The sequence below is a fragment of the Armatimonadota bacterium genome (assembly GCA_016223145.1).
In the GTDB taxonomy this organism is placed as follows: domain Bacteria; phylum Armatimonadota; class Fimbriimonadia; order Fimbriimonadales; family Fimbriimonadaceae; genus Nitrosymbiomonas.
This window is the reverse complement of record JACRPN010000001.1, coordinates 138675-164880: the sequence shown is the minus strand read 5'-3', so window position 1 is coordinate 164880 and position 26206 is coordinate 138675. Positions and strand designations below refer to the sequence as shown.

21 protein-coding genes and 1 tRNA gene are annotated in these 26206 nt (G+C 62.2%); 10 read left to right on the top strand and 12 right to left on the bottom strand.

The window, feature by feature from the left end; all coding sequences use genetic code 11:
* Positions 1 to 4: 4 nt before the first annotated feature.
* Complete coding sequence (locus tag HZC36_00680) at positions 5 to 580, bottom strand: acyl-CoA thioesterase (protein MBI5705485.1); 576 nt, start codon at positions 578 to 580, stop codon at positions 5 to 7.
* 77 nt (positions 581 to 657) lie between these two features.
* Between HZC36_00680 and HZC36_00675 the strand changes: the two genes are divergently transcribed.
* Entirely contained in the window at positions 658 to 3015 is a 2358-nt protein-coding gene (locus tag HZC36_00675) for a glycoside hydrolase family 95 protein (GenBank protein MBI5705484.1), read from the top strand.
* 93 nt (positions 3016 to 3108) lie between these two features.
* On the opposite strand, the gene HZC36_00670 is transcribed toward HZC36_00675, so the two are convergent.
* Genes HZC36_00670 through scpB form a run of 4 tightly spaced genes read right to left on the bottom strand, consistent with a single transcriptional unit; the run spans position 3109 to position 6550 of the window.
* The gene (locus HZC36_00670) at positions 3109 to 3900 is read right to left on the bottom strand and encodes a triose-phosphate isomerase (protein MBI5705483.1); all 792 of its coding nucleotides are present in this window, start codon (positions 3898 to 3900) and stop codon (positions 3109 to 3111) included.
* Between the two features lie 6 nt (positions 3901 to 3906).
* On the bottom strand, positions 3907 to 4719 hold the full coding sequence (locus HZC36_00665) for an rRNA pseudouridine synthase (GenBank protein MBI5705482.1): 813 nt from the start codon (positions 4717 to 4719) through the stop codon (positions 3907 to 3909).
* The gene (locus HZC36_00660) at positions 4703 to 5908 is read right to left on the bottom strand and encodes a D-alanyl-D-alanine carboxypeptidase (GenBank protein ID MBI5705481.1); all 1206 of its coding nucleotides are present in this window, start codon (positions 5906 to 5908) and stop codon (positions 4703 to 4705) included. The genes HZC36_00665 and HZC36_00660 overlap by 17 nt, the downstream gene beginning before the upstream one ends.
* 48 nt (positions 5909 to 5956) lie before the next feature.
* The gene (gene scpB, locus HZC36_00655; GenBank protein ID MBI5705480.1) at positions 5957 to 6550 is read right to left on the bottom strand and encodes an SMC-Scp complex subunit ScpB; all 594 of its coding nucleotides are present in this window, start codon (positions 6548 to 6550) and stop codon (positions 5957 to 5959) included.
* Between the two features lie 56 nt (positions 6551 to 6606).
* Here scpB and HZC36_00650 point away from each other — a divergent pair, with 56 nt between their 5' ends.
* Together HZC36_00650 and HZC36_00645 are read left to right on the top strand one after the other, a co-directional pair.
* Complete coding sequence (locus HZC36_00650) at positions 6607 to 7092, top strand: hypothetical protein (protein ID MBI5705479.1); 486 nt, start codon at positions 6607 to 6609, stop codon at positions 7090 to 7092.
* A 63-nt stretch (positions 7093 to 7155) separates the two neighbouring features.
* The gene (locus HZC36_00645; GenBank protein ID MBI5705478.1) at positions 7156 to 7821 is read left to right on the top strand and encodes a ThuA domain-containing protein; all 666 of its coding nucleotides are present in this window, start codon (positions 7156 to 7158) and stop codon (positions 7819 to 7821) included.
* Positions 7822 to 7912: 91 nt separating this feature from the next.
* Here the strand turns inward: HZC36_00645 and HZC36_00640 are convergent, their stop codons facing one another.
* Positions 7913 to 9100: a sigma-54-dependent Fis family transcriptional regulator gene (locus tag HZC36_00640; GenBank protein MBI5705477.1), complete on the bottom strand. Its 1188-nt coding sequence runs from the start codon at positions 9098 to 9100 to the stop codon at positions 7913 to 7915.
* On the bottom strand, positions 9097 to 10677 hold the full coding sequence (locus HZC36_00635; GenBank protein MBI5705476.1) for a GAF domain-containing protein: 1581 nt from the start codon (positions 10675 to 10677) through the stop codon (positions 9097 to 9099). The genes HZC36_00640 and HZC36_00635 overlap by 4 nt, the downstream gene beginning before the upstream one ends.
* Positions 10678 to 11320: 643 nt before the next feature.
* On the opposite strand from HZC36_00635, the gene HZC36_00630 reads away from it, so the two are divergent.
* The 5 genes from HZC36_00630 (at position 11321) to HZC36_00610 (ending at position 20964) form a co-directional block, all read left to right on the top strand.
* Positions 11321 to 11911 (top strand): sigma-70 family RNA polymerase sigma factor, encoded by a 591-nt coding sequence (locus tag HZC36_00630; GenBank protein ID MBI5705475.1) that lies wholly within the window; start codon positions 11321 to 11323, stop codon positions 11909 to 11911.
* Positions 11908 to 16026 (top strand): tetratricopeptide repeat protein, encoded by a 4119-nt coding sequence (locus HZC36_00625; protein ID MBI5705474.1) that lies wholly within the window; start codon positions 11908 to 11910, stop codon positions 16024 to 16026. The genes HZC36_00630 and HZC36_00625 overlap by 4 nt, the downstream gene beginning before the upstream one ends.
* 191 nt (positions 16027 to 16217) lie before the next feature.
* Positions 16218 to 18149, top strand: a complete 1932-nt coding sequence (locus HZC36_00620) for an SBBP repeat-containing protein (protein ID MBI5705473.1) — start codon at positions 16218 to 16220, stop codon at positions 18147 to 18149.
* Between the two features lie 225 nt (positions 18150 to 18374).
* Positions 18375 to 19796 (top strand): hypothetical protein, encoded by a 1422-nt coding sequence (locus tag HZC36_00615; GenBank protein ID MBI5705472.1) that lies wholly within the window; start codon positions 18375 to 18377, stop codon positions 19794 to 19796.
* Positions 19797 to 19962: 166 nt separating this feature from the next.
* A complete protein-coding gene (locus HZC36_00610) occupies positions 19963 to 20964 on the top strand; it encodes a hypothetical protein (GenBank protein ID MBI5705471.1) in 1002 nt (333 codons plus the stop codon).
* 310 nt (positions 20965 to 21274) lie between these two features.
* On the opposite strand, the gene HZC36_00605 is transcribed toward HZC36_00610, so the two are convergent.
* The 5 genes from HZC36_00605 to HZC36_00585 form a co-directional block, all read right to left on the bottom strand.
* Positions 21275 to 21349, bottom strand: a tRNA-Thr gene (locus HZC36_00605).
* 371 nt (positions 21350 to 21720) lie between these two features.
* A complete protein-coding gene (locus HZC36_00600) occupies positions 21721 to 22125 on the bottom strand; it encodes a hypothetical protein (protein ID MBI5705470.1) in 405 nt (134 codons plus the stop codon).
* An 86-nt stretch (positions 22126 to 22211) separates the two neighbouring features.
* Complete coding sequence (locus tag HZC36_00595; GenBank protein MBI5705469.1) at positions 22212 to 22970, bottom strand: pantoate--beta-alanine ligase; 759 nt, start codon at positions 22968 to 22970, stop codon at positions 22212 to 22214.
* 65 nt (positions 22971 to 23035) lie between these two features.
* A complete protein-coding gene (gene panB / locus HZC36_00590) occupies positions 23036 to 23821 on the bottom strand; it encodes a 3-methyl-2-oxobutanoate hydroxymethyltransferase (protein ID MBI5705468.1) in 786 nt (261 codons plus the stop codon).
* Positions 23822 to 24116: 295 nt separating this feature from the next.
* A complete protein-coding gene (locus HZC36_00585; protein MBI5705467.1) occupies positions 24117 to 24509 on the bottom strand; it encodes a CBS domain-containing protein in 393 nt (130 codons plus the stop codon).
* A 70-nt stretch (positions 24510 to 24579) separates the two neighbouring features.
* Here HZC36_00585 and HZC36_00580 point away from each other — a divergent pair, with 70 nt between their 5' ends.
* Together HZC36_00580 and HZC36_00575 are read left to right on the top strand one after the other, a co-directional pair.
* Positions 24580 to 25317: an MTAP family purine nucleoside phosphorylase gene (locus HZC36_00580; GenBank protein MBI5705466.1), complete on the top strand. Its 738-nt coding sequence runs from the start codon at positions 24580 to 24582 to the stop codon at positions 25315 to 25317.
* On the top strand, positions 25314 to 26195 hold the full coding sequence (locus HZC36_00575; protein MBI5705465.1) for a hypothetical protein: 882 nt from the start codon (positions 25314 to 25316) through the stop codon (positions 26193 to 26195). The genes HZC36_00580 and HZC36_00575 overlap by 4 nt, the downstream gene beginning before the upstream one ends.
* Positions 26196 to 26206: the final 11 nt, after the last annotated feature.

Below are 26206 nucleotides of genomic sequence, written 5' to 3'. Positions count from 1 at the left end.
AGCGCTATTGTCCCGGTTCTCCAAACAAAGTCTCAAGATGCGGGCTGGTCCACTGGTCCTCAAGCTCCTCTTGCGTCATTTCGTGGAGTCGGTGCTCCATCTGCTCCTGCTGTTCCTTGCGCTTCGCGCGGAGGTCGCGCCGCATCATGCCCTCAAGGAACGCCACCTTCTGATCCCGGGTCTCGCAGATGAGACGAGGTACTTCCACCGGGTGATCGTCCTTGATCGCGACCATCGTGACGCGGGCCGTGTTTGTATGGCGCCTCGCTTCGCTAAGCACGTTGTCCGCGTAGACTTCGATGGTGACCTCCATGCTCGTGCGGCCCACATAGGAGACGTGCCCGATGCAGGTCACCACCTCGCCCATGTTGATGGATTCATGAAAGTCCACGCGGTCAAAGCTTGCTGTAACACTCACGTTTCCGGCAAAACGTGAAGCGGTCGCATAGGCGCAAAGGTCGATCATGGATAGGATCGCGCCGCCAAAGACCTTGCCCAGGAAGTTGGCGTCGTTTGGCGTCATGACCTGCGAGGTCTCCGTGCGCGAAGAGGCCACCGTCTTGGCGGATACGTTGCTCATGGGTGCGTATGGTTAGGGACGAACCACACCGCGCACCCGGATGGGCTTTTTCTGGGCTTTACGCGTAGAATCGGGCCATGCTTGCCTTGCTAAGCGGTGTTGGACTGATGGGCGTCCCTGCACTTCCTCTCGATTTCGCTTCCTCGGCGGCGAATCCGAACTTTACGATCGCCTTCGATAAGCCCGCTGAACGGTTCACGGAGTCGCTGCCGCTTGGCAATGGGCGGCTTGGGGCGATGGTTTTCGGAGGCGTCCAGCGCGAGCGCGTCGTGCTGAATGAGAGCACGATGTGGTCTGGATCGCCCTACGATGGCGATCGCAAAGACGCCTACAGGGCGCTTCCGGAGATCCGCCGTCTGTTGCTCGCCGGCGAGAACCGCAAGGCGCAGGAACTCCTGCAGAAGGAGTTCGTCTGTGCGGGAGCGGGATCTGGGCACGGGAACGGCAAGGACGTGCCATACGGGTGCTATCAGACCCTCGGCGACCTCGAAATCGAATTCCCAAATGCACCGAAGGCCAAGACCTATTCACGATCGCTCGATCTGAGGAACGCCATGGCCAAGGTGAGCTGCGAGAGTGCCGGTGGGGATGTGCAGCTCCGAACCTGCTACGTTTCGGCGCCAGACCAAGTGATCGTCTACAGCGTCTGGAACATGCGAGGCGGTCCGCTGAACTTTGCGGCAAAGCTCTCCCGGAAAGAGCGGGGCCAGGTTCGCGCCAGCGGCCGAGACCTGATCCTCGAGGGCGAGTTGAGCAGCGGGCAACAGGGCGTTCGTGGCGTCCGCTATGTGAGCGTGCTGCGCGTGGTGGCGCCGGATTCGAAAGTCGAAGCGACGGATGAAGGCATCAAAATCACAGGTGGGCAGAGCGCGCTCCTGTTTGTCAGCGCCCGCACGAGCTTCACCACTCCAGACTTCCTCGCCAAGGCCATGGCGGACGTGGACAAGGCCGCGAAGCGCCCGATCGGTGAACTCGCAGATCGCCATATCCGGGACTTCCGGCGCTTCTACAGCCGCAGCGATCTGACCCTCCCGGCCGGACCCTCATCGGGCAGGCCCACCCCGGAGCGCCTTGTCGCTCAAGCCAAAGGCGATGAGGACCCCTCTCTCGCCGCCTTGCTCTTCAATTTCGGCCGGTACGTGCTCATCTCCAGCTCTCGCCCCGATAGTCCTCTGCCCGCGAACCTCCAGGGCATCTGGGCGGAGGAATACCAGACCCCCTGGAACGGCGACTTCCACATCGATATCAACGTGCAGATGAACTACTGGCCCGCCGAAGTCACGGGCCTCGGAGACTGCCACCTGCCGCTGATCCGCTTCATCCGAGGGCTGGTGGCGAACGGCCGCAAGACCGCCAAGGCCTACTACGGCGCACGGGGCTGGGTGGCGCACGTGATCACGAACCCCTGGAAGTTCACTTCGCCCGGCGAGCACGCCAGTTGGGGCTCGACCTGTTCTGGCGCGGGGTGGCTCTGCGAGCACCTTTGGGAGCACTACGCCTACACGGGAGACAAGGCGTACCTTAAGGCGGTCTACCCGACGCTCAGAGAGGCGGCGCTGTTCTTCAAGGATATGCTGATCGCCGAACCTAAGCACGGCTGGCTGGTCACGGCACCCTCGAATTCCCCCGAAAACGCCTACATCCATATCAAGGACGGCACGCTGAACACCTGCATGGGCCCCACGATGGACCAACAGATCGTACGCGAACTGTTCGCGAACGTGATCGCCGCATCCTCTGTTCTTGGCGTGGATGAGGGGCTACGGAAGGAACTGGAGACGACTCGCGCGAAGCTCGCCCCGACCCAAGTCGGCAAGCACGGCCAGATCATGGAGTGGCTGGAGGACTACGACGAGTCCGAGCCGCACCACCGCCACGTGTCGATGCTCTACGGGCTGTATCCTTCGGACCAGATCACTCCTTCGGCTACACCAGAGCTCGCCAAGGCCGCGCGCGTCTCATTGGAGCGCCGCGGCGACATGGGCACCGGCTGGTCGCTGGCGTGGAAGGTCGCGTTCTGGGCGCGGCTCCTAGACGGTGAGCACGCGAACCAGATCCTCAAGCGCTTCCTGATGCCGGTCGGGAACATGGGCTACGACATGTCGAACGGCGGCGGGGTGTATTCAAACCTCTTCTGCGCGCACCCGCCGTTCCAGATCGACGGCAACTTCGGCGTGACGGCCGGCATCGCTGAGATGCTGCTTCAGAGCCACGGCGGCCGCATCCAAGTCCTTCCCGCCCTCCCCGCCTCTTGGAAATCCGGCTCCGCCAAGGGCCTCCGCGCCCGTGGCGGCCTGATCGTGGACGTCTCGTGGTCCGACGGTGGCAAAAAGGTGGACCTAAAGGTCTGGGCGCCGACCAAGAGAAAGGTGAAGCTGACGGTGATGGGGAAGGAGAGGGTGGTGGAGGCCCAGCCCAACACCACGCGCACTTAAGCGACATGGACTGAATCGCGGAGAGCCGCGCCACCTTACGGAGCGCAGGCGTTCGAATCGCATCCCGATCCGCGGACGTTCGGCCCGCATCCCCTACCCGCTCATCACAATCCGGCTGAACTCTTCCGGATCGAGGCTTGCGCCGCCCACAAGACCGCCGTCGATATCCGACTGGTGGAAGAGCTCATAGGCGTTCGAAGACTTCACCGAGCCGCCATAGAGAATCCGCATGCTCTGAGCCAGATCATCGCCGCAAAGCTTTGCCACTTCCGCCCGGACCACGCCGCAAACGCGGTTCGCCTCGGCCGAGTCGCACGTTTGCCCCGTGCCAATCGCCCAGACGGGCTCATAGGCGATCGAAAGCGGACCAAGCTCAGAAGGATCGAGCCCCACCAAAGCGCCCACGATCTGTTCTGCGATCACGGCGTCGGTGCTTCCCGCCTCGCGCTCGGCAAGCGTCTCACCCACACATAGAATCGGCGCGATCGAGGCGTAGAGCAGCGCCTTGATCTTGAGGTTGATCGTCTCGTCCGTCTCGGCGAAGTAGCCGATCGTGGACTCGGGCACCTCCAGCTTGCCAAACCTCCCGCGCGTTTCGGAATGGCCCACGATGCAGGTGCTCACGCCCACGTCCACCAGCATCTTCGCGCTGATCCGTCCGGTGAAGGCGCCCTTTTCCGCCCAGAAGACGTCCTGTGCGCCGAGCGCGACGCGAGAGCCCCGGAGCACCTCGCCTACCACGCCGATCGCAAGGTAGGGGGGGCAGATGGCTACGTCCGCAGTCGTCCTCGTGTCGATATGCCTTAGGAACGACTCGACCGCTGCTTCCGCCTCCGCAACGGCCATGTTCATCTTCCAGTTCGCGACGACTAGTTTCGGGCGCACAGCCCATTATGCGTTGTGGGGCTTGGTTCTGGCATTTTCTCGGGTGGGCGTCCTCGACTTGGAACTTTGGCGAACCGGTGCCTCCTCCAGACCCACTGCTAACCTCAGGCTCCGCACCTCACCGCCATCCAGATCGCGAAAGGTTCCTTTGGGCAGGCCGCGCAGCCTCACACCCCCGATTCTCATGCGCCGGAGCTTCTTCACCGGGTGCCCCATGAACAGGAACATCTGGCGAATCTGGCGCTTTCGGCCCTCATGCAGCACGATGCGGAGCTTCGTGCGGCCGTCTTTGACGTGCACGGCGTCGCGCGCAATCTGGGTAGGGGCGGTTCGCTTTCCTTCGAGGTAGATGCCTTTCTCTAGCTTGTCCATCGTCGCGGAAGTGACCTCGCCAACCACCTCGACCTCGTATTCCTTTTCGATCCCAAAAGAGGGGTGGGTCAGACGGAACGCAAGGTCGCCGTCATTCGTAAGCAGCAGAAGCCCTTCCGTGTCGGCGTCGAGCCTGCCCACCGGCTTGACGGGCACGCCGAGCTCCCGCACCAGGTCGCCCACGGTTCTCTTGGCGTGGGGATCGGACATCGTCGTGGTGACCCCGGCGGGTTTGTTGAGCGCCAGATAGCGCATGCGCGCCTTCTCAATCGGCTTGCCGTCCACCAGCACCTGGGCGCCCACCGGAACGCGTTCCGCTTTGTTCGTGATGAGCCAGCCATCGACCTTGACGCGGCCCTCGACGATCAGGTCCTGAGCCTTGCGGCGGCTCCAGACGCCAGTCGCCGAGATGAGCTTGTGAAGGACTTCTTTAGCGTCGTCCTGCACCGCTCGCCATCCTCCGGGCCTTCTTGCGGACGACCATCGCCCCCACGCCCAGCATGCCCGCCAGGGCGTAGCTCGACCAATGCATGTGCGCGGCCCGGGCCACCAACGAACCGTGGCCGACTTCTTCGGCGGCCACCAATGGCGCTGTGAACGTCCAGCCAGTCCCGTCCGAGAAGATGGCGCTGCCCGCGCGCTGGCCCTCCTTGATCGGCGCGGAGAGCCCCTTGATCCCGTAGACCTTCATCTTGAGGTTCGGAGCCGCATCGCCCGACTGAGGATAGCGGACGTCGTCCACCAAGCGCAGCCCAACCTTGTCCTTCGCCCCTCCCAAGACCTTCGCCTCGCCCACCTTTGCACCGGCTGGCTCGACCGTGGCCAGGCTATGCCGCGCGAACGCCCAATCGTTGAGCGATTTGTAGTCGTTTTTCCAATCTTTACTTGCTAAAACGACCGTGATAATGCGCATCCCCTTGCGCGTTGAGGCCCCCACAAAACACTGGCCGGCGGCGGCTGTGTAGCCGGTCTTGATGCCCTCATTGGTGGGGTCCCACGCCAGATATTTGTTCTTGCTGATCAGCCACGTGTCTTCCAGGTTGATGTCGCGCGAGATCTGGTGCTTGCGGGTGCCAGCGATCTCCCGAAATCGCTCACTCTTCATGGCCTCGCGCGCGATCCTGGCAAGGTCCATTGCGGAGGTCGTGTGGTTGGGATCGGGAAGGCCGTTGGGGTTCACGAAGTGGGTGTTCGTGCAGCCGATCTCCTTGGCGCGTTGGTTCATAAGCTCGGCGAACGCCTCGACCGAGCCCGAGATGTGAACCGCTGTCGCGTAGCTCCCGTCGTTGGCGCTGCGCAGAAGCAAGGCGTAGGCCATGTCGGTGGCGGTGACGGTCTCCCCTGCCTTGAGGTGGAGGCTGGACCCTTCAATGGTCTCGACCTCAGGCGTTGCCTGAATTCGCTCGTCGGCTTTGCAGTGCTCAAGGAGCAGAAGCGTGGTCAAGATCTTGGTGGTGCTGGCTGGAAAGCGGCTGGCGTCAGGGTTGGAGGAGCGCAAGACTTTGCCAGAGCCCGCCTCCATGACTACAAAGCTCTTGGCGGTGACGGCGCTCTGCGCAGGCTTGGCTTTCTGCGCCTGCGCCATCGACGCGCAGAACAGCAAGCATGGGACCACCAGGAGCACGAGCTTTCTCATGGGAGAGGACGGCAAGTCTACCTTCTGACCAGACGCGCCCAAGCCACGTCAAGCGTCAGGATTCGGGCCGGCAGCGGTCTCTTCCTCCGCTGGAATCTCGGTTGTGCCTGGAAGGGTTTCGAGCGCCGCATCCAGCTTTGCGGGAAGCGCGGGATCGAGCGGCGGCAGGCTCGCCAGGTCCTTTAGGTTGAACTGGTGGAGGAACTGCTGGGTGGTTCCATAAAGGGTAGGTCTCCCGGGGGCCTGCTTGCGCCCGACGTCGCGAATAAGGCGCCGTTCAAGAAGCGAACGCAGCCCATAGTCGCTCTGAACGCCGCGCACGCGCTCGATCTCAGCGGCGGTGATGGGCTGGCGGTAGGCTACGATCGCCAGAACTTCCATGAGGCTCCGGCTCAGGCGGGAGCGCTGCGGCTTCAGGAATTCGCTAATCGCCCCGGCATACTCCTTTCGTGTGCTGAGCTGATAGCCGCCCGCGAGCTGTACAACCTCGAGGCTGCTCTGCTCGGCCAGCCGACCCTGAAGCACTTCGAGCGCCTGCTCCACCTGCCCAACCGAAACGCCGAGGGCGACGGCCAAGGCTTCCGCCGGCGCGGGGGCGTCGGCGACGAACAAGAGGGCTTCCAGCGAGGAGACGATATTCACGGAACGCTCTCAAGTATGGCTCTTGAGGGCCCGGGTTGACTGGAGTTCAGAGGGCGATGCGGTGTATCTTATCGGGCATGGTTCGAAAGGCCGCGCTCATCCCGCTCTTTGCCGCTGCATTGTGCCTCGCCGGCTGCAGCAACCGGGAGGCCGCCCTTGCCGGCGAATGGAAGGGTGAGATCGAAATCCCTCAACGGCTGAAGGAGGATCCGCGCGCACAGTTCCTTTTGTCAAAGGTCGACACCAAGGCCAGTTTAAGTCTCAAAGAGGACAAGACCTTCGTCCTCAAAATTAACAACGTGCCCAATGAGGGTTCGTGGAGCGTGGCGAAGGACGAAATCGTGCTGAAGGTGGACAAAGTCGCCGGGAGGACCTGGCAGGAGCTCAGGCAGCAGACCGAGAAGGACGCGACGGTCCCCAAAGGGATGCTGGAGAACGCCAGCGACACCGTCCGTTTCAAGATCGGTGAGGGCGACAAGACGCTGTCGCTGATCCCCGGCGGCACGACGAGCGTGCAGGGCAACCTGACGCTGCACAAGTAGGTACTGAGCCTAGATCACCGCTCCGGCGAGTTCAGACTTCCGATAGGTACGCTCACAGACGCCATGAGCAAATCGGCACTCATCGTCTGGGGTGGCTGGGACGGCCACGAACCGGACAAAGTCGCAGCCCTCTTTCACTCCATTCTCACCGGCGAAGGCTTCCAGGTCGAAGTCGCCGACACCCTAACCGCTTTTGAAGATTATGATAAGCTTTCGCGCCTGAATTTGATCGTACCGATCTGGACCATGGGCGAGATCAAGCATGAGCAGCGCGAGCCTGTCGTCAAAGCCGTCCGCGACGATGGCGTGGGCCTCGCCGGGTGCCACGGCGGCATGTGCGACGCTTTTCGCAACGACACCGACTGGCAGTTCATGACCGGCGGCCAGTGGGTGGCTCACCCCGGAAACGACGGTGTCCGGTATGCGGTCAACCTTTGCCGGTCCGTCTCCAGCCCGATCATCGAGGGCCTGCAGGACTTTGAGGTCTGCAGCGAGCAGTACTACCTTCACGTCGATCCCGGCGTGCAGGTGCTGGCGACCTGCGACTTCCCCGCCCCGGGAGTCGGCGGTCCGCACGAGATGAACCCCTGCAAAATGCCGACGGTCTGGACGAAGCATTTCGGAAAAGGGCGGGTGTTCTACAACGCCCTGGGGCATCACGCCGACATTCTTGAGGCTGAAGTGCCCAAAGAGATCACCCGGCGCGGCTTCCTCTGGGCCGCAAAGTAGCGCAAGCCGTTGTAGCCCAAGCGCCTCGCCTGGGTTGCCTCACCGCTTGTCGATCGGATACTTCCGCTCGCAGGCCATGCTCAACACGGTTCTATGCCGCTTTTCGCATATGCGGAGGCAACAGGAAGAGCGTCAGTTCCTCCGCGCTCTCAGGCGCCAGCACCGTCGCGCGCTCCATCGTGTTCTCAAGCTCGCGCACATTGCCCGGCCATCGGTAACCCTGCATCACCCTGAGCGCGTCGGCCCCGACCTTGAGCTTCGAGCGCCCATTGTCGGCAGCGCACTTGGCCAGGAAGTGCTCCGCCAGCGGCTGGATGTCCTCCAGGCGTTCGCGAAGCGGCGGAATCGAGATCTCGACCACCTGAAGCCGGTACATGAGATCGAGCCGGAACGTGCCGGCTTCGACCGCTTCGGCCAGGTCCCGGTTGGTCGCCGTCACGAGCCGAATGTCCACTTTGGTTGCCCTGCTCGCGCCCAGTCGCTCGAACTCGCGCTCCTGGAGGACGCGCAGGAGCTTGATCTGGATTGTCGCGGGGATGTCGCCAATCTCATCCAGAAACAGAGTGCCCGTGTGGGCCAGCTCAAATCGGCCCACCTTCGAGCCGTTAGCCCCGGTAAACGCGCCCTTCTCGTAGCCAAACAGCTCGCTCTCAAGCAAGGTCTCGGGCAACGCTGCGCAACTCACAGCCACGAACGGCTTGGCTGACCTCGCCGAAAGGGTATGGAGTGCCTTGGCGACCACTTCCTTTCCAACGCCGCTCTCACCCGTCACCAGCACGGTCGCCTTGGAATCGGCCACTTGCTCGATCGTGGCGAGGACCTCTTTCATCGCCGGCGATTCGGCGATCATCTGGAATCCGGCTTTGCTTCGAGAACTGCGTCGCGGGCCGGCGGTTTCGGCGGGCCTGCTTGCTTCCTCAAGAGCCGAGGCCACGACCTTCTTCAAGACCTCCAGGTCGAACGGCTTCGTGATATATTCGAACGCGCCGTCTCGAATCGCCTGAACGGCCGCGGGAATCGTTCCGTAAGCGGTCATGATGACGACCGGAATCTCCGGGTGGGCCGCCTTGATCTCTCGAAGCAGCTCATAGCCGGTCATGCCCGGCATCGTCACGTCGGTGAGCACCAGGTCGAAGCTGCTTTCCCTAAGGTGCTCCAGCGCTTCGGCGGCATCGCCCGCACAGCCAGCCCCATAGCCGGCCTTCTCAAATGCGGCCTGGAGCACACGCCGAATGTGCGGCTCATCGTCGACGATTAGGAGGCGCTTCGGTTCTTTCAAGCCATGTCACCTGTCGGAAATCGGAGTCGAAATGTGGTTCCCTTGCCCTTTGCCGAGACCACTTCGATCGCGGCGTCGTGGGCGTCCAGAATGCGTCGGACGTTGCTCAGACCCAAACCGGTGCCGCTCGGCTTTGAGGTGTGAAAAGGAACGAACAGGTTGCTCATCGCTTCTTCATCCATCCCACATCCGTCGTCCTGGACCTCGGCAGTCCCACCGTTGATTCGCACTTGGACCTTTCCGCCCGGCACGCAAGCCTCCATGGCGTTGCGCAACAGGTTGTGGGCGACTTGCTCCAAGCGCCGTGGGTCCGCTAGGATTGTCGGTTCCTCGGGCTCTGAAACAAAGCTAAGCTCGATGTCGCGCTCGTCGAATGTGGAGCGTAGTCGCTTGATCGGAGTCTCGAAGGATTCGCTCAGCCTCATTGGCTCCTTCACCATCCGCAACGGCCTGGAGAAGTCGAGGAAGTCCTCGCAGAGGCGGTTGAGCTTGGCTACTTCAGACTCGATGATCTCTCCAAACTCGGCAGCGAGTTCGGGTTCATCCCGAATGACCTGGGCCGCGCCACGGATGCCCGTCAGCGGATTTCGGATCTCATGGGCAATGGCGGCCGCCATCTGCCCGATTTCCGCGAGCCTCCGCACGCGGGAGAGCTCCTCCTGCGCCTCCTCGAGGTCCGAGGTGTCGTGCAGTGCCAGAACGACACCGTCTTGAAGCTGTTTCGCGGTCAGGCTCCAGCTCTTTCGGCCCGATTCCGTCGTCGGGCCGAAGCGCCCATGAGCGCGCGAGATCTTCCCGGCCAGAGCGTCCTGAATGGCTCGGGAGAGTGCAGGGTCCACACCGCAACGCAGGCTCTTGCCGGTACTCCCAACGTGCAGGTCCGTGCCCAAAATGTGTGCGGCTTCCGGGTTGAAGCGGACCAGCTTTCCACGACTGTCGAACGCCAAAATCCCGACCCCAACTCCCAAAAGGATGCCCTCAAGCTGGTCCTGGAGGGCGCTGGATGAATTCAGTGAGCGCTGCAGTTGGCGGACGAGGTCCGCGTTGGCGATGGAGAGACCCAGATAGGCGGCCACCGAGTTGGCAAGCGCCAGTTCGTCGGATCCAAACGGCGTGTCTTGGGGGGTTCGGGAGAGGTTGAGCACCCCCACACACCCGCCGGACGGCGCGATCAGCGGCACGACCATGGCAGAGCCGATGTCGGACCGCTTACGGATGCCTCGGCCCGAGAGCTCGGGGTCGGCATCGAGATCGTTGAGGATGCGGGGCTTGCCGTCGGCGATGCAGGCGCCCCCTACCCCTTCACCCCGCCGGATCGAGGCGTTCGCGGGCGCTCTCTCGTCGGCGCCGGCGCGCGCCACAAGGCTGTATTCGTCGCCAACTCCGATGAACAGGGAGGCGCCCTTCGCCGAGAACCAGTCGGCGCAGCGTTCTACGAGCGCCCGATACCGCGTGTCGTCTCCGCTCTGCTGCGCGGTCGCCGCCAGGTCGAGCAGGTGGGACAAGCCGTGAAGCGTTCGGCGGGCGACGCCGGGCGCCGCGATCGTGTGCTGTGATGGATGCAATGAAAAACCCACGAAATGTCCTTGAGGAAGCGCTGCCCTGCAGGAAATTGTCGGCATGTCGGCCGCTTCCGAGCAGGGCGAGGTGCTGAACCTTGCGCCGGTGGATTGTGGGCCTCAACTGGAAGACAGTGCAGTGTTGGCGCGGCGCTCTGGACGCCCTAGAAGGGAACATGACATCCCCTTGATAGGCGCAACGGTGGAGGCATTCCTGGAGCCGCCGGAGAGAATCGAACTCCCCTCGTTGAACCTGCGAACCTGCAAGCCCTGCCTGATTCGAGGTTCCCAGGTTCCCAAGCATCCTGTAGAACACCGTCGATGACAACGGGCATTGACAACAGGCCGAGTCTGCTCTTCGGACACTTTTGCGATGCTTTGGTGAGACCTCGGATTTAGGGCACAGCCTACATTGGACCTTGATCCTATTCCTGTGAGCAATCTTGTGAGAACGACATCCTGAACAGGGGGGGGAACGGACTCAGATTGCGCTTGAAAGGTTTGGAGCGCTCTCTTGCCGAATCATAGTGTGACGACGGACATAGGTCGTTACAAAGAACTCGGCTAGCCTTTGAGTTCACAGCGAGAGGCCGTACCGTAGCAGATGGCAGTCAGTGAGCGCGAGCATTCGCGCGAGAGTGAAGCGTCTTTGATCGGCTGTATGGCACGAGGAGACGAGGCGGCGGCGCGGGAGGTCTATGAGACCTTCTGCGACCCGTTGCTGCGCTTCGTCGTTCGCCGGATTCGGGGTTCCCGCGAGGACGCCGAGGAGATCACCAACGACACGTTCCTCGCCGCGATGGACATGGGCGAGACTTACGACGGCTCGTGCTCGGTCTTCAGCTGGCTCTGCGGGCTGGCGCGAAACCGCATCGTGGACTTTCATCGAAGGACGGGCGCGGCCAAGCGAATTCCGGAAGACCGCCTGGTGCGGATTGATTCCGAGACGAGGTCACGGCTCAGGGAACTCCACGATCCTTCAGTCTCGGTGGAGGAGTTGGTGGCTAGCCTGGATCGGGTTCGCCTGGTGCAGGCCTTGCTCAACACGCTCACTCCCGACCAGCGCGAGGCCGTTTCGATGCGTTACGTCGAGGGGTTCTCGGTACCCGAGATCGCGCGGATCATGCGCCGAACCGAGCGCTCCGTCGAGCGCCTCCTCGAGAAGGCCAGGGAAAGGCCGCGACGCGAGATGCTGCGGTGGCTGGGCGACGAGCCTTTCCGCATGATCTGCCTGGAGTTGCTGGTGATATGAACGAGCGCGATCTCAGCACAGCCCTAACGCGCCTGTTGGACGAGCTTCGCGGCTTGGGACGGGGGGCCACTTCGAGCGATAAGGGCGGGGCGTTTGACGACCATTTCGAATCCCTGGTTCGGTCGGCGGATGGGGCGGGCGCGATCCTAATGAGCGAGGCGGCGCGGAAGCGGGGCCTGGACGCTCTTCTGGACAGAGCGAGGGCACGTGCCAAAGCCAAAGAGCAGGAGCACTCCTACGGCACCTTCAACGGAGAGGCCATGGGGCGGTGGGGGTTTGGGTTGCCCAGGGCGTCGCGTCCGATTCGTTGGAGCCTGGCGTTCGCCGGCTTGGCGGCTCTGATCCTTCTTGGCTACCTGGCCGTGACGTGGCAGCTCCAGCGCTCGAGAGCCGTCGCCCCGGCGCCGCCGAAGCAGACGAGGCCGCTCCCAGAGCGACTGGCGCCGGACCGCTCGGCCCCGGATCGCAATGGCCCGGTGGCCGACAACAAGGGCGGCGCCAAGAGCCCGCCGCCATCGAAACGCGGCAGGGGCGACCATAAAGGTGCAGTCGCCGTGAAACCGCCGACAGCGGGCACGCTCGTCCGCGTCGTCGGGGATCTGCAGGTCTACGAACCGGGCGCGAAGGAGGCGCGGCCTGCGTCGCGAGGCATGAAAGTGGCTTTCGGGTCTCGCATCGAGACCGGCGACATGGGTACTGCGACCCTGCGGTTTAGCGACGGGACGATCGTGGGGCTCGGGTTCAACACGATCGTGACCTTGCCCGATGCGCCGCGTGGCGCTGTCTCGGCCTCCAGGCCGAACCGGATCTCGCTGGGCTTGGGCCGGCTCTATGCTTCGGTGCAGCATGACTTGGCCGGGTCGCCATTCGAGGTCGTGACTCCGGTCGCGACGGCCCAGGTCGTTGGCACGGAGTTTGGCCTGGAGGTCGCGAGGACCGAGGACGAATCGCAAAGACTCAGAGCGACCTTGCAGGTTAGGGAAGGCAAGGTGGCCTTCTTCAACAGCTTTGGAAGCGAGACGGCCACGGGGATGACCGAATCGGTTGTGGTGGAAGGGTCGAAGCCCACGGAACCGAAGAGGCTGAGCGTTTTGCGGCTCACCCAAGGTTCGGCATACCGCTCGGTGAAGGCACCAGGCCAATCGTCCACGACGTTTCACTTACTTGTCGATGGGACATCGCGCCTAACCACCCAGAGCGCGCTCTATCGGTTGGCGATGCCGGGCGGCTCACTTTTACTGGAGGGCGAAAGCGTCGCAGACGGGGTTCGCGTGTTGTATATGTGGTCTCATTCGCCTGCACTGCGGGCGGGGATATGGCGCGACGACGTGATCGTGGCCATGGATGGGCAGCCTACGCGAAGCATGCTCGACGTCAGGCGCGTGGCTTGGCGCTCGATGGGCAAGCGAATTGGCGTGTCGCTCATTCGCAAGGGCCAACAGCGGTCCATCCCCGTCGTGCCGATCGTCGAGGGACAGCCCATCCCGTCCTGGAACGCCGACATTGCCGACGCCGTGAGGCCGTGGACCGACTTGGGCCTATGGCAGAGCCGAGAGGAAGGAATAGAGGGGCTGCAGCGCGAGCTTAGGGAGAACCCGACGTGCGCTGGCTGGATAAACCTGGGAATCCTGCACGAAATAGGCGACGACATGGGCGAGGCCATCCGCGCCTTCCAGCAAGCTGTGCGACTTGAGCCACAAAGTGCCTTGGCGCACCAAAACCTGGCCATCGCGCTCAAGAAGATTGGTAACCTGCCGCGTGCGGCAGAAGAGGCCCGGATCGCTGTTCGCTTTGCGCCCCATTGGCCTTGGGCACACATGGAGCTCTCCGACATTCTGCTGGCTTCCGGCGATCTGGCAGGAGCCCTCGTCGCCACCCGCAACGGCAAGAGGCTGCTCCCCGGCGCTGGGCTCGTGCTTCATGGCGAAGCCAAGATTTTGCAGCGAATGGGAAGGATCCCAGAGGCGCTGCAGGTGGTGCACTTGGCCACCGAGATAGATCCGTATCACGTCAACCCGTGGCAGTTCCTCACCCAATACTACTATCAAGCGAGGGACGGGCTGAAGGACGCGGAGATCTATGGCCGACGGGCGATCGAGGTGAACCCCAACGACGGGAACTCGCGCCAGGTCCTTGCCGGAGCCCTGCATCGAACGGGAAGGACCAACGAAGCCCTCGAACAGGTCGAGGAGGGCCTGCGACGAGAGCCACAACAGCCCTACCTTTGGCAGCGCAAAGGGCTCATCCTGAGCGACCTCGGAAAGCTCGAAGAGGCCCTCGTTGCCCATGAGTACGCCGTCAAATACGACCCGAACAACACCTCCTTCCTCACCAACATGGCCTACACCCTGGAGGATCTCGGCCGCATTCGGGAGGCCGAAAGCGCCTACAAGAAGGCCATCGAAGCCGGACCCACCAACCGGTTGGCCTACATGAACCTCGCCAACCTCTACCATCGGGAAGGCAACCTGGGGCTCTCCGAGACTTGGTTTAGGCGACTGTACGAGATGGCGCCGGACTTTGCGATGGGGATGAGGGGGTTTGGCCACGTTCTCGCACAACTCGGCCAGCACGTGGAGGCGGTTGAAATCCTTAAAAAGTCCCTCGCGCTAGAGCCGCGGGACCCGGAGACGCACTGGCGGCTCGGAGCCGCGCTGACGGACATGGGCAGGCCCGAAGAAGGAGAGCCGTTCCTTAGGAAGTCCGTCGCGATGGAACCAAGGGACCCCTTCGCCCACGTCAATCTGGCCAGGTGCCTGGTGGCGCTCCGCAAGTTCGACGAAGCTGTCAAACACTTGGCGGAGCTTGAGCGCTTGGCGCCGCAAGACCCGCAAGCGCCGTATGAGGTGGCGATGCTCATGGAGCGGATGAACCGCTGGGAGGAGGCCGAAGCCGCCTACCTGCGCTCGCTGAAGATCAACCCCAAGTTCTCGAACGCGCTGAACGGTCTCGGGCTCCTCAAACAGCGCAACAGGCTGCTCAAAGAGGCCGAAGACCTGTTCCGGCAGGCCATTGAGGCGCGCTCAGGCAATATCGAGGCGCGCTCCAATCTCGCCGATCTGCTCGCGAAAACGGGCCGGTTTGAGGAAGCCGTCGCGGAATCAAGGGCGCTGCTTAAGATCGCTCCGGGCGATGCCTTCACCCTGAACTGGCTGGCGTGGGAGTTCTCCGAGCGGGGAATCAACCTGGATGAGGCGCTTGCGCTGGCCAAGCAGGCAACCAAGCTTGAGCCCAGGAACGCCAACTTCCTCGACACGCTCGGCGCGGTCTTTTTCAAGCGGAACGAGCTTCCTCAGGCGATCTTAGCCTACAAGAGGTCCATCGAGCTCTACGGCGCTAGGGCCTCCGCGGTCCACGTTTGGGCGAGCCTGGCCAACGTGTACAAGAAGCAGGGCCAGCACGCGGACGCGGCGAAGGCGCTGGCCAAAGCCGCCGAGATCGAGCCGAATAATCCTGGACGCTGGCTGGACCTGGGCAACGGCCTAGCCCAAGCAGGCAAGCCGAAAGAGGCTGAGGAGGCGTTCAAGAGGGCCCTTGAGCTCGCGCCCGCGAGTGCCCAGGTGCACCTCGGATACGGCAATCACCTGCGAAAGGTGAGCCGGTATCCGGAGGCGGAGACCATCCTTCGAAAGGCGCTGGCGCTCGCGCCAAAGAACCCCTTCTGCTCGATCAACCTGGCCGAGATGCTGAAGGACCTGAAGCGGTTTGACGAAGCGGTCCAGGTCTACCGCGACTTCTTAGCGATCGATGCCGCCAACGGCATGGTGCTGAACAACCTGGCTTCGATCTTCGCCTTGACGGGAAAGAACCTGGACGAGGCTCTGGACCTCGCCAGGCGCGCGGTCGCCGACAACCCGAGCCGCCCGAACCGTGCCGCGCTGGTGGGCGAGATCCAGCGCATGAGGGGCGACCTAACGGACGCCGAGATTTGGCTGAGGAAGGCTTTGGACCTCTACAAGAACTCCACCGATGCGGCCGAGACCTGGGCGGAGCTCGGGCTGGTCTATGAGGCTCGCTGTAACAAAGCCAAGGCCGTCGAGCACTTCCGCAAGGCGCTCTCCTTCGACCCCAAGCAGCAGAATGCGCTTGACGGCATCAAGCGGTTAGGGGGATAGGGACCTTTCCACACCAGGGCGGCCGATTGGCCGCCCTGGTCTCTTTGCGAGAAGTGAAAAAGTGGGGAGGGGGCAACCGGTCGGTTTGCGCTTCTACCGGTTGAGCCCGGAGAGCCATTGTGGGACAACGCAGGCGCCTCTTGGCAAAACGCCCCCTGAGCATGGGGCTTCTGGAGGGAGGAGTTAGCGAAATGAACTTGACCTTGAAGAACCGTGCGGCGAAGCTCAGCCTATCGGCCGCCGTCGCCCTCGTCACTATGGCTATGCCTGCCGGGGCCTCTGCCCAACTCCAGATGAGTTGGGCGTCGAGATATAGCGAGCACAGCTTCATCGCTGAGGCCGCCAAGGACGTTGTCGCAGATTCCGCCGGCAACGCCTATGTAACCGGCAAGGCAGACAATCAGTGCGTGACCATCAAGTACGGACCGAGCGGCTCACTCCGTTGGGTCGCTCGGTATTGGGGAAACCCGCTGAACAGTGGCGGCGCAGCGGGTCACAAGGTTGCCCTAGACGGAGACGGGAACGTTCTGGTTGCCGGATTCACTGCCAGCTATGGCCCGCGCCAATGCGTGGTCCTCAAGTACGACTCCAATGGAACTCAGTTGTGGGAATCGCGCTTCGACACCCAAGGTGATCCAACTGGGCTCGAAACCGACCACTTGGGCAATGTGTACGTACTGGGGGCCGGCTTGGGGCGTGCCCTGATGAAGTTGGACGGCAACGGCAATGAACTGTGGGCGCTCGGGTCAGTGGGAACCTACGACTTCGCCGTCGATTCCGGCGGGAACGCATACGTTACACAGGGTACTGCAGGGTACGCCAGAACCTGCAAGGTTGACCCGAATGGAATCGTGCTGTGGACTGCGGAAGCACAATTCAGCGATGGGACCGGATGGGGGCGAGCTGCGATTGCGCTCGATGCCAACGGTAATCCTTACGTGACGTGCGGTTCTCGAACGACAAAGTACGACACAGAAGGCAATGAGCAGTGGTTCGCCATTCGTCCCGGGCCGGTTTCGAACGATGATATCGCTGTGGACGCGGACGGAGATGTGTTCGTTAGCGGCACCGCAGTATGGCACGGTAACGGTGACTATGCTGTCACCAAGTTTGGACCGCAGGGTGCCGAACTATGGACATCGTATTACGACAACCAGGATAGCTGGGTGGACGTAGCGTCGGGGCTCGTCCTGAAGCCTTCAGGAGATGCGGTCGTTACCGGCAACTCTCGTGGATTATATGAGGGAGATCACTTCACGACCGTGCAATTCGATGGAGAGACCGGCCAGATTGTTTGGGTCGACAGATACCTTGGATTAGGGCTTGGGGCAGCAGTTCCGGTCTCCATCGCGATGGACCCATTTGGCAATGTTTATGTCACCGGAAGTGGGCAGGGCCAGGGGCAGTTCGATTGGCTGACCATCAAGTACGAAGCCAATGGCGACATTGACGCCGATGGCCTATCCAACCTGGACGAGGTCAACGTCTACCACACCGACCCGAACGTGGCAGACACCGACGGCGACCTTCTGATCGACGGAGCTGAAGTCAACACGCATCACACCAATCCGCTTGTTGGGGACACCGACGGAGACGGCCTGCTTGACGGCACCGAGGTGGACATGGCCCACGGCACAGGCTGCCCGAGCCCTCTGAATCCCGACTCGGACGGCGACGGACTGAGCGATGGAGCCGAGGTTGCCTTGGGGACTTCGCCGTGCAACCCCGACACGGATGTCGACGGGGTGAACGACGCCCAGGATCCGACCCCCCTGACGCCAGGCGTGCCGGGCGGATGGATCGAAAACGCCATACGAAACGATGCGGCCGCCGTGTTGGGCTTCAGCCTGACGCTGATCGACGCCCCCAATGCCAACGCGGCAGCGGGCCGCAGAAACGCGCTCAGCACCGCGTTCACCACTGCGGCAAACCTGGTTGCCCAGGGCAACAGGCAGGCGGCGATCTCGGAATTGTCGGCGCTTCTGGGCCGTCTGGACGGCGACCCGTCGCCGCCTGATTGGATGGTTGACGGCCCCGAAAAGTCTACGGGAGGCTTTTTGAGGGGGGAGGGGGAACCGGGCGGCTTTGCGCTTCAACCCTCAAGCGCCTCTCTTTGTGGATAACTGCACGAGAAGAGCGCGAGGAGGATTGACATGTCTTTGTCCACACGAACAGTGCGCTGCCTGGCGGCTTTCGCCTGCAGTGCGCTCTACTTTTCCGTTCCGCAGCAGGCTCTGGCTCAAGCCCCTGGTTCCCTCGTATCTTGGGGGAGCGATGCGCGCGGAACAGTCTCAGGAACTCCATTAGGGTCCAACTTTGTTGCTGTTTCGGCTGGCTCGCAGCATAATGTGGCACTAAGGTCAGACGGCACACTCGCTTCATGGGGGAATAACAGCGTCGGCCAAGTTTCAGGCACGCCTCAGGTCGGAGAGTACGTTGCCGTATCGGCCGGGCATGATCACAGCTTGGCCATACGCTCAGACGGGCACCTAGTTTCGTGGGGATACCTGCCCTACTACCCCGCGCCTGAGACCTCTGATGGCATGGGATATGTCGCAGTCGCTTCCGGCTATTACAATGCCTATGCCATCAGAACCGACGGAAGCCTTGTGGCCTTTGGCAATTTGACCTGGCCTTTGCCTCCTCCCGGAAACGACTACGTAGCCGTTGCAGCGGGTACTCGGCACGGCGTCGCTCTCAGGTCGGACGGCAGCTTGGCTTCTTGGGGGACCTCCGGACCGGTTGTCACGAACACGCCGACAGGGACAGGTTTCATCAGCGTAGCTGCAGGTGCAGACATGAGCATCGCCATCAGGGCAGACGGCAGCCTCGTCGCCTGGGGCCAGGACACTTACGGCAAAGTGTCTGGCACCCCAAGCGGCACGGGCTTCAAAGCCGTTTCGGCAGGCGGATACCAGTGCTTTGCGGTACGCGAGGATGGAACCATTGTTGCTTGGGGCTATGTGCAGGGCCCACCTCCATCTGGTAGCGGTTTCCTCGCCGTGGCAGCCGGCACCTTCCATGGTGTGGCGGTTAGGGCGATACCCGCGGATGCAGACGGCGATGGGCTCACGAACGCGCAGGAGGCCGTGCTCGGCACCAACCCCAACAGCGCCGACACCGATGGCGACATGCTGCAGGACGGCGTTGAGGTCAACACCACCCACACCAACCCTCTTGCGTCAGACACCGACGCCGACGGCCTCACCGACGGAGCGGAGGTGAACGCCCATCACACCAACCCGCTGATGGGAGACACCGACGCCGACGGCCTGCTCGACGGCACCGAGGTGGACATGGCGCAGGGATCGGGATGCCCGAGCCCGTTGGATTCCGACTCCGATGACGATGGGCTTTCAGACGGCGCGGAAGTGGCTCTCGGAACCTCGCCTTGCAACCCGGATACCGATGGCGACGGCGTTGGCGATCTGCTGGATCCCACCCCGCTGACGCCGGGTGTTCCAGGTTCTTGGATCGAGAACAAGCTTCGCGAGCAAGCGGCCCTGGTGCTCAATTACGGCCTGACTCTGATCGACGCGCCTAACGCCAACGCGGCAGCAGGCAAGCGCACGGCGCTGAGCAACAAGCTGACGCAAGCGGCCAACTTCGTCGCGTCGGGGAACCGCCAGGAGGCGATTGCGGAGTTGACGGCTCTTCTCGACAAGCTGGACGGGGACCCATCGCCCAAGGACTGGATGGTGGACGGGGCCGAGAAGTCCGCTCTGTACGCCGAGGTGCAGCTGATGATCTACCTACTGGGACTGCCCTAGAGGGCTTGTCGGAAGTTAGGGTAAGGGGGGCGGGCCATCAGGCCCGCCCCTTGTCTTATTGCGAGAACTGATTTTGGGGGAGGGGGAACCTGGCGGCTTTGCGCTTCTACCTTCAAGCGCCGCTCTCCGGAGTCTTCCAAAGGAGAGGTGCGCAAGGAGAAATGAGATGACCACAGGTTCTTCATCAAGCGGCGGCCGCACCTATCAAAGAGCGGCCAAAGTATTCGCCTACGCCGTCGTGATTGGCACGGTCTTCGGGGTCGCGTCCAGCCCGACGTCAGCTCAAAAGGGCGGAGGGACCACACCACCCTTGCCCGACGTCGCCTACATCGAGCGGACCAACAACGGCCAAGGCAATCTTTGGACCATGAACCTCAGCGGCAACACGGTGTCCAACAAGGTTCGCCTCCTTCGCAACGTGACGGACTCCGCACGGCCGAGCCTCTCGCCCGACCGAACGAAGATCGCGTTTGGCAGCTACCTCGATGGGGCGCCCGGCCTTTGGGTGATCGACAGCAACGGCAAAAACCTCACCAAAATCGCCACGGTCGGAACCCTGCCGATCAACCCGAAGTGGTCGCCAAAACCCGCGCCTGACGGCCAATACAAGATCCTCTTCGCGGACCAGGTGAACGGGGGCACGGGGGGCGCAGCGGACGATCTCTTCGTCATCAACCCGGACGGCACAGAAAAGCAGCGCCTTACCTCTCAAGACCACGTCTGGGGCGGGGACTGGTCCGCCTCCGCCACGAAGATCGTCGCCAACGTCGCCTTCCCGATCGGCACGGGCGGGGACTACCGCCACCACCTTTGGGTCTTTGACGTGGGCCAGGACGGGGCTGGAGGCATTGCAGTAACCGGTTCGATCGACCTAACGGCCACCTTCGGCATCTTGAACGACCACTTCATCAACGGTCCGCCCGCATGGGCGAACAGCAACGAGGACACCTTCCTGGTGACCGCGTTTCAAGAGGCTGACCGCACTTCGAGGCTCTATCGAGTCTCCTACCCAGGGGGAGCGGCGACGGCACAGTTGATCCCAGGATCGGACGGTGCGTTCCTTCCGTGCTTCACGCTCGACGACCAGCGCATGTTGTTCCAAGTTGGGCTCAACATCTACAGCCTGGTATCTGCGGGAGGGACGAAAACGTTCCTCACCGCGCAGTAGCCGTCGAGCTGCGTTGTTGCGGGAGCCGAGGGCAAGTCTCACCCACGGCTCCCGCAACCGCGTGCCCGGCTGAGAAATCACGGTAGCCGCTCAGCTCACCCCTCCACTGGAGCGCCTGACAGAACTTGCTGCTCTTTGGCGCCCCACTCAGGACTCGAACCTTCAGCCTATGGCTACGAAGCGTGTTACTCTGAACCCTATGCTATAGATACGGTGAATGTGCCACCGCCGATCATCCTGTGGCTAAAGGTCGAGAGGACTAGCCAGAGAGTTCTTGACAACAGATTCGGTCATTGCCAAATCCAAATCCTGGAGCCGCCGGAGAGAATCGAACTCTCGACCGTCCGCTTACAAGGCGGGTGCTCTACCTCTGAGCTACGGCGGCGCAAGGGAGATTCTACTTGCCCCGGCAAGCTGCGCGCACCTCGCCGGCCGCTGTGAGGCCACTTGTGAATCGCAGGAATCTCTCTTGGGGGCACAACGGCCCAAAAGAAGGTAGCGTATGGCGCAGCCCTGGAACCCGTTGCGTGTGCGATGATAGGCCCTGAAGGGGCGCTCAATCGTATGCTATGCGCCATTCGCGGCTTCGCCATCACTGCCGCGATGTGTCACGCAATCGGACTTAAGGCGACAGGTAGACGCCTGGCGAACAGGTTTTGGGGCTTCCTGAAGTTGGACCTATTGGTGCAACCACCGGGAAGCCCCAAGGAAACTACTGCGAAGCCGGCCGCACTGGCTCGGCGGCGTGAGCAGGCGTTATTTCTTGCGGCGCACGCGCTTCTTCACGAGGCGAAGCTCGCCGTCCGGGCCGTAACCGAGCTTATAGCCCGCTGGGACCTTCTTCGCGGCCTCAGCCAGCGCTGCGGGAAGCTCCACGCCCGCAGATCGTCTGCGACCCGTTCGCTTTCGTCCGGGATTCAGGGAGGCAAACGCATCAGTTGCGTCTTCGTCCGGCTTCATCGCGACCAACTGCTTGTCCTTTAGCTTGTAGAGTTCAGACGAAGCAGCAAAAGAAAGGAAGATGTGAGAGCTGTTGCTCAACATGCGAACTTGCACCGGCAACACATACCGCTTGATGCCGACCTTGACCGAAAGCAAACCGCTCTTGACGTTTGCTTTGAACTTGAGCGAATTCTTTACACTTTTTACCGTTTTGGACATAACCTGACCTCCAAACTCCAATAGTCACACTTTACTTTTTGCTGTAACGTAATTGCAAGTGTGTCTTCACGGCTAAATGGAACGCCCTATGGCTCCAAAACCCACTTTGAGTCGATCAGCCTGGTCGTCCCGAGCCTCGCCGCTGCGACGAGCCACGTCGACTCGTCGACTACCCTGGTGGGTCGCATGGTATTCCAGTCCACCACATCAAGGTAGTCCACGTCAAAGCCGTAGGAATCGAGCCTGTTCTTGGCTTGGACAAGAAGCTCTTCAGCAAGGCTCCCGACGTTCGACTTTGCGCTCTCGGCCACTCCGCAAAGCGTCGCAAAAAGCCGTGGCGCAAGCTCCCTTTCCTGCGGGCTGAGGTATGCGTTCCTGCTGGAAAGCGCCAATCCGTCAGATTCCCGGACCGTAGGCAGGAACCTCAGCTTGATCCCAAAGTTCAGATCCTGGACCATCGTTCGAAGGACAGCACATTGCTGAAGGTCTTTAGCGCCGAAAAACGCAGCGTTGGGGCGAACGATGTTGAAGAGCTTCGCAACAATCGTAGCCACGCCATCGAAATGTCCCGGCCTGAAGGCGCCCTCGAATAGCTCAGAAACACCATACACATGCACGGTAGTCTGCTGGCTGCGCGTCAGTTCGTCAGGCTCGGGGCAAAGCATCAAGTCCACGCCGGCGCTTCGCGCAAGCTCAAAATCTTGCTCCTCTCGTCGGGGGTATCTGGAGAAGTCCTCACTAGGCCCGAACTGCAGCGGATTTACGAAGATGGACGAGGCCAATACATCGCACTCTGACCGCGCGGTTCGCATCAGCGATAAATGCCCTTCGTGAAGAGCACCCATCGTGGGCACAAACCCCACAATGCCATCCGAATTACCTGGATAGTCCGCAAGGCGGCGAATGATCTTCAAAATGTGTTCTCAGGGCCGGGAAACCGGCCGTCGCGAACTGAAGACGCGTAGTCTTGAAGCGCAGATTCGAAGACGTCCCAGCCCTTACAGAAGGCGTGGGCGTGCTTGTACGTACGCCGCGTCAATCCAACTACGTCGTGGAAAACCTGAACCTGGCCGTCGCACTCCTTACCAGCGCCAATTCCGATGGTGGGGCAGCTGACGGCTCGCGTGACCTCCTCGGCCAACTGTCCAGGCACGAGTTCAAGCACCAGGCCGAACACCCCTGCCTGCTCCAGCGATCGCGCGGCCTTCAAAATGGCCGCCGCATCGTCCCCTTTGCCCTGAACTTTGTGGCCGCCAAACGCGTGAATGCTCTGGGGAGTGAGCCCGAGGTGCCCCATGACGGGAATTCCCGCGCGCAGAATCGCGCGCACCCTATCGTCGTAGGCGCCCTCCACTTTGACCGCTTCTGCGCCGGCCTTCACAAGCGCAACGGCGGATTCGACGGCATGCGCATCCGACGCCTGATAGGAGCCAAAGGGCATGTCGGCTATCAAAAGGCAACGGCTTGTACCTCGCGCCGCAGCAGCCGTGTGGTGGACCATCGCCTCGAGGCTCATTTGAAGCGTCGTGGGCATCCCCAACGCCACGTTTCCGACGGAGTCCCCCACCAAGATCGCGTCGACTCCGGCGGCCTCGGCGAGGCCGGCGGTGCACGCGTCATAGGCCGTGACCACAACGATCTTGCGCCCAGAGGCCTTCATCGAACGGAACAACGGGGCTGTGACGCGCTCGGACATCGGTATGAATTCTACCGCCCAGGCTGGACGACTGCTTCGAAGCGCCCGATGGCCGCCAAGCGCGGCACTCCTGAAAGGACCGTTGAGTACTGCCGTATAGGCTTTGTGAAACAACAAGCTCTCTCACAAATGCTGGTCCCAGGCTAAAGACCTGGGGCTGCGGTTACGCGTCCCTTCGTTCCTTTGTACCTCAGTTCCTCCGATAGCGTCTTGCAGGTCTATGAGATGGCTCCTACAGTCCCTGAGCCTAAGCTGCCCAGACGGGACGCCTGGGCCAAACCGTTCTCAACCTCCCCTATCCAGATCTGTCGGCCATCAGCGCCTGCATCAGGTCCACGCGCAGCACCACGCCCAGAAGCCTCTCTCCCTCCACGACGGGTAGCAGCGTCAGGCCGCTCATCAGCATGCGGTGAAAGGCATCGCCGATCTCCATTTCTGCGGAGGCGACCTCGGGCTCGGCCGTCCCATGGACGTATGCAGGTTCCTGCATCATGTCGGCCAGGCTGTCGCGCTTGGAGGCGCTGCGGCATAGGTCTCCTTCGGTTACGACCCCAATGGGCTTGCCGCGCTCATCCACAACCGCCAGGGCCGAGAACTGGTAGATGTCCATCTTGTCGACGGCGTCGCGCACCGTGCTGATCTCAGTCAGCACGGGGATGTGTGCGTGCAGCACCTCCCTGAGCGTCATGGCCAGGAGTCTACCGGCGAATTCAGCGGCGCGCGTCGGCGAGCGGGTTTCAAAGCTATAATCCGCCAAGATGAGGGTCGACGCTGCGATCATTGGTGGAACAGGAATCGGTTCGCGCCTGGCCCAACGGCCAGGCGCGCCCATTCATGTGCCAACCCCGTTTGGGCTCATGCGTGGAAAGCTCATCGAGGTCGAGAAAGCCACCATCGCCGTGGTGCAGCGGCATTCCACGGGCCACGCGACGCCGCCCCACTTGGTGAACTACCGAGCGTTGGCGCTCGGCATCAAGGCGCTTGGCGCAAGGGCCTGTTTTGGCAGCGCTGCAGTGGGTTCTCTGCGCGCGGATTGGCCTGTCGGCAGCTTTTCGGTCTGTTCCGATTTTTTGGACCTCACCGGCCGAAACTTGACTCTTTTCGACCGGGAGGTGAGGCATACCGATTTCTCACATCCCTTCGACCCCAGGGCCCGCAGCGCGATGCTGCAGAGCGCAATGGACCTCTCCATCGACGTAATTGATGGAGGGGTATATGTGAACGGCAATGGACCCCGCTACGAGACGCCGAAGGAAGTCTCACTCTACAGAGAGCTTGGCGGCGACGTGGTCGGAATGACGGCTGCATCCGAGGCCATCGCCATGCAAGAAGCCGGCGTTCCTTACGCGTGCCTTGCCGTCTCGACGAATTTCGCCTGCGGCCTAATCGGCGCCGCGCTCTCGCACGAAGAGGTGGTGGACGAGATGCAGCGCTCCGGCGAAAAGGCGGTTTCGATCCTGTTGGGCGCGGCGAGGTCAGCGGCGGGTTGGCCATGACCTGGACGCGCAGACGCTACGCGCTTTATCTGTCGCTGCTGCCCGGGGTCGGCGCTAGGTCGGTTCGAAAGGCGCTACTACGCATGGACCTGCTTGGGATTTCGCCGGATTCTGCAACGACTCTCTCTGTAGCAGCGCTGCGCGAGGAGCTCGGTTTAAGCGAAGCGGTGGCACGCAAGATCGCTAACCCTGCCCCGGGCGTTCGGGACCACGCACTTGGCCTCCTTCAACGGCTGGAAACGTACAAGGTCCAGGTGGTAACGGCCGTAGACCCCCACTATCCGGCGCGCGTCGAGCGCTTCGATCCTGATGCGCCTGCGGCGCTATTCTTCTATGGCAACATGCGGCTCCTTGAGGGCAGAACGTTCTCCGTCTTAAGCTCCAACCACGGAGACTCGGAGGCGCTCAACCGCATCGAACGACTGGCCGAAAGCGGGGTGCTGAACTCCGAAATCCTGGTGACTGGCCACAACCGTGCCGAGTACATGCGTGCGGCGGTCGTTCCCCTCCGGTGGGGCTCTCCGCGCATCCTTTGCCTCGATCGGGGGCTCATCCCAGCCCTGGGAGAGACCTTGTCGGAGGAGCCCTTTGCGGCGGCGCGCCTGTGGCGCTACAAGTTCGACCCCACGACGGACCTGGTGGCGACGCCTGCGAGCCCGGAATCGGGGTATGGGAGACCCTACAACTGGATGAGGGACCGGCTGATCGCGTCGCTCAGCGACCGGATCGACTTCGCGTTCATTCGGCCCTCTGGCACGATGCAAACGATCGCTGGCCTGGCGCTAAAGGCGGGCGTACCGGTTCGCGTACGCGCCCAAGACGAAGCCGCCTCTGCCCTATTGGACCAGGGTGCCGAGGCCCTGCCCGATGGGTCATAATGAGCTTCTGC

Bases quoted from the DNA above. Each gene is read 5' to 3' on its own strand.
- HZC36_00680 (MBI5705485.1), bottom strand. From the start codon at position 580: ATGAGCAACGTATCCGCCAAGACGGTGGCCTCTTCGCGCACGGAGACC.
- HZC36_00675 (MBI5705484.1), top strand. From the start codon at position 658: ATGCTTGCCTTGCTAAGCGGTGTTGGACTGATGGGCGTCCCTGCACTT.
- HZC36_00660 (MBI5705481.1), bottom strand. From the start codon at position 5,908: ATGAGAAAGCTCGTGCTCCTGGTGGTCCCATGCTTGCTGTTCTGCGCG.
- HZC36_00650 (MBI5705479.1), top strand. From the start codon at position 6,607: ATGCGGTGTATCTTATCGGGCATGGTTCGAAAGGCCGCGCTCATCCCG.
- HZC36_00645 (MBI5705478.1), top strand. From the start codon at position 7,156: ATGAGCAAATCGGCACTCATCGTCTGGGGTGGCTGGGACGGCCACGAA.
- HZC36_00630 (MBI5705475.1), top strand. From the start codon at position 11,321: ATGGCACGAGGAGACGAGGCGGCGGCGCGGGAGGTCTATGAGACCTTC.
- HZC36_00625 (MBI5705474.1), top strand. From the start codon at position 11,908: ATGAACGAGCGCGATCTCAGCACAGCCCTAACGCGCCTGTTGGACGAG.
- HZC36_00620 (MBI5705473.1), top strand. From the start codon at position 16,218: ATGAACTTGACCTTGAAGAACCGTGCGGCGAAGCTCAGCCTATCGGCC.
- HZC36_00610 (MBI5705471.1), top strand. From the start codon at position 19,963: ATGACCACAGGTTCTTCATCAAGCGGCGGCCGCACCTATCAAAGAGCG.
- HZC36_00600 (MBI5705470.1), bottom strand. From the start codon at position 22,125: ATGTCCAAAACGGTAAAAAGTGTAAAGAATTCGCTCAAGTTCAAAGCA.
- HZC36_00595 (MBI5705469.1), bottom strand. From the start codon at position 22,970: ATGGGTGCTCTTCACGAAGGGCATTTATCGCTGATGCGAACCGCGCGG.
- panB (MBI5705468.1), bottom strand. From the start codon at position 23,821: ATGTCCGAGCGCGTCACAGCCCCGTTGTTCCGTTCGATGAAGGCCTCT.
- HZC36_00585 (MBI5705467.1), bottom strand. From the start codon at position 24,509: ATGACGCTCAGGGAGGTGCTGCACGCACACATCCCCGTGCTGACTGAG.
- HZC36_00580 (MBI5705466.1), top strand. From the start codon at position 24,580: ATGAGGGTCGACGCTGCGATCATTGGTGGAACAGGAATCGGTTCGCGC.
- HZC36_00575 (MBI5705465.1), top strand. From the start codon at position 25,314: ATGACCTGGACGCGCAGACGCTACGCGCTTTATCTGTCGCTGCTGCCC.